General features: G+C 50.9%; 10 protein-coding genes. 2 read left to right on the top strand and 8 right to left on the bottom strand.

Going from position 1 to position 14244, the window contains the following annotated elements; all coding sequences use genetic code 11:
* Positions 1-3 precede the first annotated feature (3 nt).
* From D6M16_RS16310 to D6M16_RS16275, 8 genes are read right to left on the bottom strand one after another with little or no spacing between them, the layout of a single operon-like run.
* Positions 4-1050 (bottom strand): ferritin-like domain-containing protein, encoded by a 1047-nt coding sequence (locus tag D6M16_RS16310; protein ID WP_120512870.1) that lies wholly within the window; start codon positions 1048-1050, stop codon positions 4-6.
* Between the two features lie 14 nt (positions 1051-1064).
* The gene (locus tag D6M16_RS16305) at positions 1065-2993 is read right to left on the bottom strand and encodes a hypothetical protein (RefSeq protein ID WP_162941077.1); all 1929 of its coding nucleotides are present in this window, start codon (positions 2991-2993) and stop codon (positions 1065-1067) included.
* Positions 2994-3002: 9 nt separating this feature from the next.
* A complete protein-coding gene (locus D6M16_RS16300) occupies positions 3003-4388 on the bottom strand; it encodes an alkaline phosphatase family protein (RefSeq protein WP_120512868.1) in 1386 nt (461 codons plus the stop codon).
* Complete coding sequence (gene eboE, locus D6M16_RS16295) at positions 4381-5583, bottom strand: metabolite traffic protein EboE (RefSeq protein ID WP_120512867.1); 1203 nt, start codon at positions 5581-5583, stop codon at positions 4381-4383. Before eboE ends, D6M16_RS16300 begins: the two co-directional genes overlap by 8 nt.
* A gap of 48 nt (positions 5584-5631) precedes the next feature.
* Positions 5632-6528: a TatD family hydrolase gene (locus tag D6M16_RS16290; RefSeq protein WP_205576916.1), complete on the bottom strand. Its 897-nt coding sequence runs from the start codon at positions 6526-6528 to the stop codon at positions 5632-5634.
* On the bottom strand, positions 6515-7459 hold the full coding sequence (locus D6M16_RS16285; RefSeq protein WP_120512866.1) for an EboA domain-containing protein: 945 nt from the start codon (positions 7457-7459) through the stop codon (positions 6515-6517). Before D6M16_RS16285 ends, D6M16_RS16290 begins: the two co-directional genes overlap by 14 nt.
* Positions 7460-7476: 17 nt before the next feature.
* Positions 7477-8427 carry a UbiA family prenyltransferase gene (locus tag D6M16_RS16280; RefSeq protein WP_120512865.1) on the bottom strand — a complete coding sequence of 317 codons (951 nt, stop codon included), beginning with the start codon at positions 8425-8427 and terminating at the stop codon, positions 7477-7479.
* Entirely contained in the window at positions 8427-10346 is a 1920-nt protein-coding gene (locus D6M16_RS16275) for a 3-dehydroquinate synthase (RefSeq protein WP_120512864.1), read from the bottom strand. Before D6M16_RS16275 ends, D6M16_RS16280 begins: the two co-directional genes overlap by 1 nt.
* A gap of 796 nt (positions 10347-11142) precedes the next feature.
* Between D6M16_RS16275 and D6M16_RS16270 the strand changes: the two genes are divergently transcribed.
* Positions 11143-11460: a hypothetical protein gene (locus D6M16_RS16270; protein WP_120512863.1), complete on the top strand. Its 318-nt coding sequence runs from the start codon at positions 11143-11145 to the stop codon at positions 11458-11460.
* Between the two features lie 270 nt (positions 11461-11730).
* Positions 11731-14160, top strand: coding sequence for a M9 family metallopeptidase (locus D6M16_RS16265; RefSeq protein WP_240435643.1), 2430 nt, complete (start codon positions 11731-11733; stop codon positions 14158-14160).
* Positions 14161-14244: the final 84 nt, after the last annotated feature.

The following is a 14244-nucleotide window of genomic DNA, read 5'->3' as shown; positions in this document are numbered from 1 at the left end:
GCCTCATACATTGGTTGCGACATACTGAAATGGTGGCGCGGCAAATTCACCATTGCCTAAATCGATCGTGACCATTTTCTGAACGCTTAATCGCAGTTCATACATCAGACCCATGGCATGATCCAGCTGCTGCGGTTCACCATTGAAGGTGTGATGCAGTGAATTAAGCAAAGAAGAGTATGTGTAATTGGTTTGATCCGCGTAGCGCCGGGCCACACTGCCTTCCGGGTAGTCTGCTGCCTTCGCATTGTGTCTGAGGTTATACACATCCTCCGGATTTAATGGCACAGGTTCGCCGCTGAATGACCAGCCAACCGGCGAACTGGCGTCTTTGACCAGGCGCTTACCATAGTAAATTTCGGCAAAGCGGTAATAATGCGCCAGTTCGCCTTCTTCATCTGTCGGTGATTTACTGCTGCCCTCACCCTGTTCAACAATCAACGCCAGTGCACGGCAGGCGGTTTCCACATTCGTTACGGCCCATAATTCATCCGCGGGAAACCACTTGGTGTCGGCCAGCTGTCGGCTGGAATCGCCCGTGAAAATGCTCTCTCCCAGTTGCACAATCTTGTCGATGATCGCCTGATAAAACTCACCAATCGTGGCGTAATTGGCATCTGCCTGGAGCATACTCGTTACTGGGATATCAATGGGATTTTCCGGCTCTTCGATGGCCATGAACACGGTTTTCACCTGCTCTTTCGTCAAAGGTGCCAGGGTAGCAATTAATCCTCTGTCTTCGCCCACCCCCATGGGCAGGGGGCCGGGAAACGTCGGCACAAAATCTGGCTTATTGATTTGCGGCGCACCGCCAATCGCATTAAGTACATTACAGGCGATGCTCATGTGCAGCATTTCTTCGATCACCACACTGCGGACAATGTTACCCGCTTCGACATTCTGCGCCTGTTTCAGTGAAAACAGCCCGGTCAGATACACAGGTACAGTGGCGTGTTCAAGCTCGATCGCGCTTTGCAAATATTCACGCAGTTCACTTACCTCGGAAATATCGTGAATTTTATCAATGATTTGTCTTTTGAGTTTCAACATGTTCGTACCCGCCTTTAATCTTGCTGAGTGAGGTTGCGACGATATTGCTCTGCGGCCAGTTCTTTCGAACCTTTGATGTCTTGTGATGAGTCCGTTTCCAGACTGGCAGTTGCCAGCGGAGAGCTGATTTCACAAGAGGCACAAGGTTCAATAGGTAAAGGCGCGTCGTTCTGCCCCCTTCGCAGCAGGTAATTGCCGTTGGCATCCTGCTCGCAAAGCCATTTGAGCACCATTTGTCGCTTAGGCTCGGAAAGATCGCGGGTGACAGGCATATAATTCGGGTCGTTCTGTTCGCGGGAAAAAGCCAGCTCCAGCAGATTACGGAATCTCACCATGGAGTCGTAATTGCTGAGATTGACCAGCATGCGCCCCATAATCGGGTACAGGTTGTTGTACTGGCTCATAATGGGCTTGATATCATCCCAGGTGGGTTTGTCGGGCACAGTAAATTTGTCGAATACCAGATTAGCAATGAAATCAAACATCTGCTGGATATAACCCGGATCACTCACCGGCGTGTAACTGAGTAAATACACCTGGCCGTCGATATACTCTCTCGGATTACCCGGCGCAGAGACGCTGTAACCGTAATGCGCCTTACCGTGTGAGTCGGTGGCGACTGTCTGACCAAGAGAAATAGCAGACGCCGGGATGTTAATAACAGGAATAGGCACATCTGCCGGTTGCGGGCCGCCGCCGCCCATACCTTTAGCCGGCGGTTGGAGCGTGACGGCAATCTTTTCTCCGGCTGCAGGAATGCCATAACGGGATGCGTACAGATCGACCGACACAGGTACAGCCGGATTTAACCGATGTACCACCTGATCGGCCCGTACCAGCAACCCTTGCGCAGTTTCCCGGATCAGCACGCCATTGTTGTCGGTGCTCAGCAACGCCAGCGGCTGACTCTGAATTCTCTGAAGCAGGGTCGGGTCGATATCAGTCACATTGAACAAGGCCCCTTCAGCATTGAGCCAGTCTGGTGTCAGATAAGGGATAGCACCGCCAATCGGAGTAAACTGATTGCCAGAGATCAGTTGTGTATCCCCTTCTTTAATGTTCTCAAAAGGGGGCTCTAATACCACGAGTTGCATCTTGCCGAGATCAACAAAGGCGCCGTCAGTGCCCGACAGCGGTAACGCATTACTGAGGTCAACGCAAAGGTTACGTTTGGCGGTATCCACCTGGGCATTAAAGAAGTTAATGTTTTGTGTCGTGCTGTCACCGTTGGCTGGCGCAAAGCGACGCCCTAGCACAAAGGTATCCGGCTCAAAATCCAGGGCCGGGCCAATCACCCCGCTGACACGACCGATGGTAAAGTCCGGATTCTTATGATCCATGTTGTAGCTGTACAGCATCATGCGAACAGACAGTTTTCCCACCTGCTCTGCCATGGTCTTCAGTTGCTGAAGAAATGGCGAGTGGCTGGTATCAACCCAGCTCAGATCTTCCAGCACCGACTGATAAATCGCGGTGGCGGCCTGATCGCCGGCACCGCCTCCCTGCTGCCTGCCGAACAGAATGTCGCGAAATGGCGCAGGTAAAAAACGGCCAGCCACGAAACCAGGCGTCTTGCCGTCCGTCAGCCGCATGCTCAGCCCCCAGATTTCAGAGACCATTTGCATCTGCGGATCCAAATCCACCATTTTGGCACTGACCAGATCATTAGAGCCGCCCAGCAGCATACCGATAACAGGATCTTTCGCCGGATCACTGGTGGTCGTTCCGTCCTGATAGCCGACCTGCGTTACTCTGCAGTCGATCAAACGAAACGCACCGGAACCACACGGATTCCACCAGCCATTGGTCGCCCCCGGCCCGTACTCCTGATACTCAGGGACGAACTTGTCGACATCGAAATGGCGCACATCGTTATTGACGGTCGATACGTCCGACTGAAACCGGCCGGAAAACACCATCCGCAAGTTATTTAAGTAGCTCATATTGCCTCGCTATTGAAAGTGCTGTTGCAACAGACCACAGACTTGCTGCATGGGTAGACAATCCGGCTTAGTCAACCGGTCTAACATCTGCTTATTATTGGTAATGAATATCGGTCCCTCTTCCGGTCGTTCGGCCAGCCGCCCGTGACTGCCTCTCACCAGGGAAGGATCCAGAGGAATGACGTCCATCAGCATGCGCTGCCCGAGTTTTTTCTGTAGCAACCGGGCGGCGATTTTCAGTTTGACGAATCGAATCGTAGGGTCGACAAACAGCTCTGCCGGGTCGTAGCCGGGTTTGCGGTGAATATCCACAGTGCGGGCAAAATCAGGCGCTTTACTGTCCTCCAGCCAGTAATAATAATTGAACCAGCAACCTGGCTCGGCGATCAGCACCAGCTCTCCTGCCCGGGGATGCGCAATGCCAAAAGCTTTCTGATCGTGGCTATCAAGCACCTGTTCAATACCATATTGCGCCTGCAACAGAGATTTCACGGCAGAAAGGTCTGCCGGATCTTTGATATACACATGCGCAACCTGATGATCCGCAACGGCAAAAGCGCGGCTGCCGCCGCAATCGAGCAATTCCCAGCCCAGTGACTCCCGAACACGCAGTAAACCGGCTTCGCGTAATACGCGATTGACGGACACTGACTGACTGACCTGGGTAATGCCGTATTCAGAAACCACCATGACATCGGCGCCCTGCTCACGGGCAAAGTCAATAAGACGTCCGGCTTCGTGATCGATCATCGCCAGATCCCTGGCAATCTCCGGTGAGTCCGGTCCTAAACGCTGCAGGTTGTAGTCGAGATGAGGTAAATACACCAATTGGAGATGCGGGTGATTCATAGTGAATTCGAGGATGGCGCAATCGACTATCCAGCGGCTGGATCGGATATCGGCTGTTGGCCCCCAGAAATTAAAAAAAGGAAAGGTGCCGACTCTGGCTTCGATTTCCTGGTGCAGCTGCGCCGGCTCTGAGTACAACCCCAGAATTTTCCGGCCATCAGCAGGATAATGCGGACGCGGCGTGATCGCATGATCAACATCCGCGTACATGTTGTACCACCAGAACAGCTGTGAGCATCGCAGCTCAGGGTTGTCCCTCTTGATCTTGTGCCAGATTTTCTCGCCCTGAACCAGTTGATTAGGCTGCAGCCAGAATTTGACTTCTGCCAGTTCGCGAAAATACCAGCCGTTCCCAACGATTCCGTGCTCTGCAGGTAACAAGCCTGTCAGCATAGTGGCCTGCGCGGTTGCTGTCACCGCAGGAAACACTCCTTGCATGGGCAACATGATGCCATCATTGACCAGCGCATTCAGCTGAGGTGTGTGCTCACCAAGTAAAGCAGGTGTGAGCCCGACAATATTGATCACGATTAAGGGCTTAGTCATGAATTAACAGCCCTCTGTCAGCCAGTTGCTGTTCCAGCCAGTGCAATTCACCGACAATCCCCTCAATCAGTGCATCGTCATTCTGAGGCTGCAGAGCTGCTGGCAGGACATCCCAGGTGTAGGTTTCGACTTCCAGGCAGGGCGTCGCCACATTCTGATAATCTGCCAGATACTGAAAAACACTGTTGAGTGTGTCGTGCAGGGGCTTGATCGCCGGGTGTGTATAGGATGAAACGCTGAGCGGTATATGAAAATGCACCCGCCAGCTTGTTGTGTCGATAAGTTCACTTTGCGCCATATACATTGACGCCAGTGCCTCAGACAAATCCGATACAGCCATGATTTTCCCATCCGGGCGACGGGCTTTTACCTGATGGAGATAGCGCGCTTCTGCAAATTCAGACAACAGATCGTGCACATCTGACACGGGATCCCGCAGACTTTGCATATCCACTTCGAACGCATTGGAAATCTGGATCTTTCCTATTGAGATGCCAGCTTCAGTGAGCCGGCGTAATGCATCATAGGTATCTTCATACATCACGCCCTGATGACACACATCGAAACACACGCCCAAATGCGCTGGATATCCGCCATTGGCAGCTGAGAGTGCTGAAAAAAATGCGATCATCTGCGATGTGGTTTCCAGCACACAGTCTGGCTCCATCTCCAGACACACCAGTATGTGCTTGCCCTCCAACTCCTTCAGCACAGCCAGTTCGGCATTGAGCCGTAATAACTGTTCGATACTCTTTTGCTGCTTTTCCTCATTCCACTGATGCCGGTAGCCTAATGGCAAGGTTGAAATCGTGCCCAGTGAAACGGACTGAGGCAGGCAACTGGCCAGAATCAGCGCTAACTGACAGGTATATTTCAGCCGCTCAGGGTTACTCCAGTCGGGCAGATACACCGCCTCTTTCACCTCGGGCTGATGAAAGTTTCCATAAGGAAATCCATTCAGGCTTGTCAGTACCACACCGTGGCGCTCAAGGGTTTCTCTGAACGCTTTTAACGATTCAGGCAACTGTAGTGAACCGGCTGCAGCAGCACTGAGCCAAAGTCCACTTGCCATGTCTGACAGAGCGCGCCTGGCGACCACACGGGAAAAATACCGCGCCAGATTTTCTTCCACCTCGGCCAATTGTTCGCCTGGATGGAGATTGCTGCAGTAAGTCAATTCACTCCGTCGCCACATATATGCGCCTCTCCTTGTGCGTGTTGCGTGGGTTGTTGGGACCGAACGTCAGTTTTCTGTATCAGTTTCTACAATGGGCGTTTGCCCGCGCAGTGCCGAATTGGATTCCCACAGTTTTGTCTGATCCACACTGATGGGAATACTGACCTCCTCTTTGCTGATACGGCCACTTTGAGCAAAGAAATCTATCGGGTTATCAAACAGCACTTGGGTGATATCCGCATCGCTGTACCCAGCCTGTCGCATAGCAGCACCTGTTTTCGGCACTTTGAGTGGATCGCTGCATCCCCAATCTGCCGCACTGTTAACCACCATTTTTTCCAGCCCGTACTCTTTGAGCAGTGCAACCATACGTTGTTCAGACATCTTGGTATTGGGGTAAATGGAGTGGCCACGCCAGCAGTCGGTTTCCATCACCAGCGGCAAGGTTTGTTCATTCAGGTGATCGATAATGACCATGTGTTCAGGAATGCCCACTTCACGGATCAAAGCAATGGTGCGTTTCGTTCCGCCAATTTTGTCTCTGTGCGGGGTGTGGACCAGAACCGGCAGTTCAAATTCCATCGCAAGTTGCATTTGTTCTGCCATAAACAGATCTTCTTCAGGTGTAATATCGTCATAGCCGATCTCGCCGACCGCAACGACTCCGTCTTTTGCCAGAAAGCGTGGCAGCACTTCCATGACTTCTTTCGCCAGTCCAAGATCGTTGGCTTCTTTGGGGTTCAGTCCCATAGTGCAGTAATGATGGATACCAAACTGGCTGGCTCTGAACCTTTCCCAGCCCAGCAAGGTGTCAAAATAATCGATAAAGCTGCCAACCGAAGTCCGTGGCTGTCCCTGCCAGAATGCCGGTTCAATAACGCCGACGATACCGGCCGCGAACATACGCTGATAATCGTCTGTGGTGCGCGAGACCATGTGAATATGCGGATCAAAATATTTCATGATTGAAGTACCCGGTGAGTGAAGAAAGCGATTGTGTACGGCCAAAGCGAGAGGCAGTCAGAAGATGGTCTATCAGTTGTTGAAGCTCGCTGGTAAGCGAGGGGGAATGTTTTGCTGAAAGCCTTTGCCAGAACGAATCCGGGCAGTCCTGCGCACCATTATTGGCCAGTGCCAGTAAGGTGTAATACTGATGAGCATCAGACTCGGAAAAGACGAAACCCAGATAAGTATCTTTGTCACTGTCAGACAAATACCGAAAGCGCATTCCCAGCCAGACAGACTCAGGCACTTGGCGCTCAGCCCGCAGCCTCTCCTGCACCAGATCTGCACAAAGTTGTGTCAGTTCAGCCGACTGGCGCAGTGGCAGCCCTCTGACTGAATCAATATTCAAATCAAGAAACAGTGCCTTGAGCACTAACTGATGAAACGCCCGCTCGTTGAAATACTTCACCGGGTATGCATTATTCAGCGCCAGTGCGGCAAACAGGTTCACATCATTGGTCCGCGCGGTTTCGTGCGCAATACCGTTAAGTTCATGATGACTGGACAACCAGTCCAATGCCCTGACAACGACAATCTTCTCGTTTTCATCGAACTGACGATAGATAGAGAACAACACATCACTCCAGTCCGAAGCCGGCACTCTGGTTCTCAGCGTCAGTAACAGCAGTAAACGGCCAGCCTGATCCACCCGCCAATCGGTGCCTTCGGGTTGATAGGGCAGCACCTCTTTACCCAGTTTTCGGCGTGCCATGGCACTGGTGAGCAGTAAAGCGGACACCGCGTCCTCAACGGATTTGGTGCCGAGAATCTTGTCTCTGGCAACCTGTAGCCAGGTCCTGGCTTCAGAGGTCAGGGCAACCGCCAGTTCACTTTGCAGTGCGTCGGGTGAAAAAGGGCTAAGCGGAGTATCAAAACGTCGTGAATGCATGACTTGGTCTCACACGATCAGGTTGCCTGTATCCACTTCTGTAAACCAGGCATGATGAAAAACACCGCCACGCACAATAAGCTCGGCAGAATCAGATTCATACTGGCAAGCATTAAGCCATCCAGCAGCGGTACAGCCGCAAGCAACCCGCCGATAAAACCCCGCACATTTCTGTTCGAGGTAAACAGGCAACGCTGCATGGTATAAAGCAAATACAGACTCAGACAGCAGGCATAGAGCCAGAAAAACGGGAAGCTATAACCAAGAAAACTGACCAGAATAACAGGCAGGAAAAGCAACCCGACCGACCAGAGATGGGAGACTTTATTTGTGTGTTCTTCGCGGGCGACATAAGTGATTCCACTGATATAGATACACAGCGCCAGTGCCGTGAGAAACAGCTCAGGGGTAATATCTGCCAGCATGAGCGCAGCAATCAGATAAACACTCAAACGGCATCCGCCCATCAGCACCGCGCTGTGTCTGAACCGCTTGTGTACCAGGTTATACAGCAGAATTAATGTTGCCAGTAAACCAACGGCTACCCAGCCATAGGTCGCCTGTTCGGGAGCCGCATGCTGATACAGGCTGCCAGCCAGGCCCATTCCCAGCACCAGCATCCCGATACCATAGAGCCAGACGGCGGCTGCAGATACCTTGCCCTGAGTAATAGGCCTGGCGTTATTGTTATGTCTGTCCCAGTTGGCATCAAAGGCATCATTAAGAAACATGCCGCCCAGGTACATCAGTGAAAGCGATAACAAGCAACCGATCCAGAGTATGATCTGCAGGCTCACACTGCTCTGTATCCATTCTACGCTGCCCATGGCTCCGGTACTCAGAGCCTTGTTGTCCAAAGCCTTGTTGCTCAAACTGGCCTGCGCGATCAATGCTGCGGCAAATACATTGCTCCAAACGCTGGGCAGATTGGATGCGCGGCCGACTGTCAGCCAGGTATGCAGGCGCATTAGCTCACCTCCGACCAAGTGAGCGATTCACTTTGCACGGCAACTTCAGCCTGATGATCACGCTTCAGGGCACGCATGGCGATAAGCAACCTGTCTGAATCAATGTCGTGCACTTCGACTCCCACCCCGACAGACGACAAAAGCGTGACACATAGCTGGCCGCCAAGATGCTGCCGGAAATCCTCCAGCCCCCGGAACACCAAGGGCTGGCCGAGTTCATCATACTGATCCAGCGCTGGGTGCCATAAAGCAAAACCGAGTGCTGTCAGCAGTTGAATCAGCCTTTGCCGATCACTCTGACCCAACAGACCGATCTCTGTCGCATAATATGCGTCCAGCGCCATGCCTATCGCAACGGCTTCGCCGTGACGACATTCATAATGACTCATAGCCTCGAGTTTATGTGCAGCCCAGTGACCGTAATCCAACGGACGGGCGTTTCCTGCCTCGAAAGGATCGCCGGCAAGTGTAATCTGGTTAATGTGCAGCTCGGCACACCGCGCGATAGCATACCGGGTGGCCTTATCCTCAAACGCATTCAGTGAATGCGCGTTGTTTTCCAACCAGTCAAAAAATCCAACACTGCGAATGGCGGCCACTTTCACCGCTTCCGCCAACCCCGCACGGCGATCACGGTGTGACAGGGTATTCAACAGAGAAAAATCATTAAGCACGGCGAACGGCGGACAGAAGGTACCAATCAGATTTTTTGATCCATATCCGTTCACGCCATTTTTCACCCCAACGCCCGCGTCATTCTGAGCAAGCACTGTACTTGGCATGCGCAGCAATTTAATCCCGCGATGAAAGGTCGCGCACACATAACCCACAGTGTCCAGCACAGCGCCGCCGCCCACCGCAATCACCACATTATGTCTGTCAACCTGATGACTCAGCAGGTACTGATACAGCTTGTCGGTTTGCGACGCCTGTTTTATCGCTTCTCCGCCTTCCACCACCAATGGCTGTCCTTTTAAATGTATGTATTGGTGATGTTGCTGAAAGTAAACCTGCGCCCTTTCGAGCCAGTCGGGCGTTTCATTCACCACGCCCTGATCAACGATCAAAACGCAGCCTTGAGCCTCGCCTTCCTGCCCGGCCCTGAGCAAGAGCGTCAATAGATCGGAGTTACTGGGGGAAAATACATCATGGGTAAAACAGACGGGATACTGATAGTGAACGGTGAAACGGGCTTTGATTGTCTGGATTTCTATTGCTGACTGCTGAATATCTGATGTTGAAACGTCACCAGACACAGAAGCCACACCTTGCCAAAGTTTCTGCAGCAGCCAGCCAATAACCGGAATCAGCACACTGCCAGCGAGCACCAGAAAGAAAGGATCACTCTCGGCGCTGTAGAGGCTGACATACGCAAAAGCACCGGCTAACCAGCCATTAGCCAGCGAGGTTAACAGTAAGAATTTGGCAAAGGGATACTGAACCATGCCAGCCGCGATCACTGAGGTTTCAGCAAGAACAGGTACACCCCGCATCATAATGAGCGCACCGCCGCCCATTTTGTCCGCTAATTGCCGTGCTTTTTGACGTTCTTTAACAGACAGCCAGCGTGTACTAATCCATTTTTCAGAGCAGTCGCCAAGCCAGTATCCAACACAACACCCCAGTGTCAGCCCCAGCCAGACTGAGGCTGCCCCCGGGAGCGGACCTAATACGGCCACAGCAAACATGGCCACAACACTCGAAGGGACAGGCAGAATAATGTCAAATGCCAGCATAATGACAACAAAGAGAAACAGCAGAAATAAACCAGAACCGTGGTAACCGGAGAGCTCAGAAATGGCCGATGACACCCATTGCAAGGCATCCTGTTCAAATAATAAAAAGCTGACGATGATAAGGGCCATGACACTTGCGCAATAAAGCAGCAAGCCTGTTCCTGGCCGTTGAAATGTATCCATAATGTACCAACCCTGCTCAACTGAAAGTGGGTGAATCACTGACCGGATACTTCGCACTCGCCTACTCACATATCCCTGTAAACAGTAAGCAAAAGGCACTCTGGTCACTCAACGCTGAGTCAGGAATCACACCACATAGTTTCCATAAAGGAATAATTGTTGTTTGAGTTGAATAATAGCCCTGCCAGAATAAGGGCTAATGGAAGAACAGGGCTTGTACTCAACCAAAGGTTTATATTGCGATATGCTCCGGAAAAGAGATGTAAAAAATAATTAAGTCAGTTACAGGGAGAGGATCGAGCCGAAAAATTAAATAACAATTACAAATCAATGAATTGAGTTATTTCCCAATATAAAAACCGGTACTTTTACTTACTCTAAGATCCCATTTTCTTCTGGGCTTAAACATGAAAAAGACACAGGTGATCAGCAGGCTGTTATGCAGAACACTGATTCACCCCCAAGGCAGCGAAAAGAACTTTTCTGTTATTGTTTATTTAATCCTCTCTCGGCAAACGCTACTTATCAGCATTTACATACTGCCTGGCACACTCCGTCAATCCCTCACCTTCAAAGCGGTATTACTGTTGCTCTTCATTATTGCTGCGCCGATTACGCGACAGCATTATCCAACTCCCGAATCAGTGTTTTCCGATGTCCAACACTCATCATTTATTCGAAAAAACTGAACAAGATGGAAGAAAAAACACGGTTTAACGTGACTCAAATCACACTTAATATAGCTACATGCTTTAAAACATCCTTCTTCACCTGAATCAAGTATCGGAGTTACACCATGAAAACCTTTATTGCAGTACTGTTCACAACCGCCATCGCTTTTTCCGGTTCAGCATTCGCCGATTTCAAAGAATCACTCACGGTACAAGTTACGCCTTTAAAAGGCGGAGCATGGGTGTTAGTAGAAAAAGAGGGCGTACCGCAGGCCAATGTTGATGTCTCTGTACCAAACCAGAAATCCCATTACAAAACCAAAGAAGACGGGCGTGTTTTTGTTTACAGCCACAGAGAAGCGGCCCACACGCTAACCATCAATATTTCTGAACAAGGTGGCGAGACATTTGCGATTCAGCGTCTGATCCCATCCAGCCGATAACCGGCCCCTGCCGTTCTAACTCATGATCTGGCGCGTTTATTCGCGCCATTTTTTATCCCTGCGCCCAGCCACTTCGCCTCCTTACTGCAAATGAAAAATGGGCTCTCACTCTGCTTTTTTGTATTTGCCTGGCAACAATATCAAGCTGTTTCCTTTTTCGTTTATTTGTGGACCGACCTCTTAGTTTAATATTCAACATAATGCACAATTATTTCCTGCTGGTATAAAAGGCGGCTTACCTTAATACTGATAAATCAAATGGTTGGCCATATGAAATACCTTCATTCAGGATATCAGCGTTCAGCGCTGGCACTGCTCATCTCAGCAACGTTATATGCAAACACAGCTTCTGCCGCTCCAGCCTGCGAGATAGATGCATTGTCATCTTCACCTTCGCCGCTCAGGACCATTGAACAGGCTGATCTCGAATGCAGAATTGCCTGGTTTTCTGCGCCTTCTGATACATTAAACACGCTGTTCAGCGAGCACAGCATCCGTCAGATACAACAGCAGTTAATGCAGCATATCAGCAACTATCAGGGAGAAACCCAGCAAGCTAGCGTCATCGAAAACCTCGGTGAATTCATCCGGGCTGCCTATTACGTTCGTTATCCCCATAAAGGACAGTACGGCGATTTTTCTGATGCATTAGATGTGTCACTGGCAAATACCATTAATACTTTTCTCGCCTCACCCTACGCCAGCCAAAGTGGCGAAGAACAGGTCGCGGCGTTGAAAAGCATGACAACCATGGTAGACAACATTCGTCAGCTACCTCTGACCATGGCCGGCCAATTACAGTTGCTGAGTCATTTCACCGCTGAAAAAGCACAGGATCTACAATTTGTTGACACCCTCAACAACCTGTTCCGTGCCATGAGCGGACATATCAGCGTTGACAGTTTCTATGATGATCTGGCACAACACCCTGAGTACCTTGAACAGTTAAATCAGTTTATTCTGGACAGTGAATGGGCATTGGGCACTGAGGCTGATTTCATTGTGACCAATGCCGCCCGTGAAATGGGCCGTCTGCTGGTGACACCTCACGAATCGACCCGAACTCAGGTACTCGCCATTCTGGAGTCACTGCTTCAGCGCTACCCGCTAGGCGGCAAAAGCGACAAAATGTGGGTAGGAATTGCAGAAATGATCAATTACTTTGCGCCTGAAAAAGCAGAAGCACTGGGGCTCAAAGATGCAAAGAATCAGCTTGAAGCCAGAGTCATGCCGCTACGCCATCAGTGTGACGGACCGGCCATTATACGCGCTCAGGCAATGACTCAGGAACAGGCCGCCGAGGCCTGCAAGATACTTGCTGATAAAGAAGCCGACTTCCATCAGGTCGTAAACAGCGGGTATCAGCCGGTAGCCGCTGACTATAACGACAGCGTTGAGGTGATTGTTTTCAACACCCATGCCGATTATGTCAGTTATTCCAACTTCTTGTTTGGCAATACCACCAACAACGGCGGGCAATATCTGGAAGGCAATCCGGCCAACCCTGACAATCAGGCCCGTTTTGTGGCCTACCGTAATGAATATGCGCAAGGTTACAGTATTCTCAACCTTGAGCATGAATACGTGCATTATCTGGATGGCCGCTTCAATCTCTACGGTGACTTCAACGATGTGTTAAGCCCGGGACACACAGTGTGGTGGCTGGAAGGTTTTGCCGAGTATATGCATTACAAACAAGGTTATGACGCTGCCGTTGAACTGGCTCGCAAACAAACCTATTCCTTGTCAGACATACTGAGCACCACCTACGACCACGATCTGGATCGCATCTATCGCTGGGGTTATCTGGCCGTACGTTTCCTGATGGAAAACCATCCGAATGAGGTCAGCACTTTGCTCTCTTTCGCTCGTCAGGGTGATTACACGCAGTGGACAGAAACCGCAAATACGCTGGGCTCGCGCTACGCGGAAGAGTTCAATAACTGGTTAATGACAGTGACCACTGACGGGGAGCAACCGGGAGAACCGGATTCCGGCCAGGATGAGGCGAGATCACTACCATTAAACAGCGCTGTCACGCTGTCAGGCGCGGCTTACAGCGAGCAACGTTTCTATGTTGATATCCCGGCCAATACCCGCAACCTTACCTTCGCGATCACAGGTGATGGCGATGCGGATCTGTACGCAAGCTATGAGCGTACTGCCCATTACTACGACTATGATTTCACTGCCTTCACCGCCGGCAGTAATGAACAGCTCGCGATCATTCCTGATGCCAATGGCAATATCAAGCCTGGCCGTTATTTTCTGAGCATTTCTGGGCGTGAAGCTTTCAGTCAGGTCGAACTGAAGGCAACGGCGGATGTCGTCGAGCCTGAGGAAAATAGCGGGCACACCGGTTCACAACCCGCAGATGATTTAACGCCTGTCGTATTGCAAGCAGACACCCCTCAGGCTTTGCGTATTTCAACGCAGCGTTATCTGGGATTTTATGTACCCGAGGCAGGGCAGACATTACGGGTTTGGGTGACACCAACCGAGCAGAATCAAAACGCGAATGTCAGCCTCTATGCCGCCAGCTCTCACTGGCCGACAGCAGAAAAATACGAGACAGCTTCGACTTACCCAGGCAATCATGCGTTCATCGAAATCACAGCTGAAAAAGCCGGGTACATGCATTTGCTGCTGACCAATGAAGGAGCAACCGCCGATCTTGAGGTATACGCAGCTACACTCTGATCTGATAGCAAAATCTGACATTCGAGACTTAAACGCGTTTTAACTCTCAGACATCACTCAAACAGCGCAGTACAAACACTGCGC

It is taken from the genome of Photobacterium salinisoli (assembly GCF_003614885.1).
GTDB classification, from domain to species: domain Bacteria; phylum Pseudomonadota; class Gammaproteobacteria; order Enterobacterales; family Vibrionaceae; genus Photobacterium; species Photobacterium salinisoli.
This window is presented reverse-complemented; position numbering and strand designations above follow the sequence as displayed.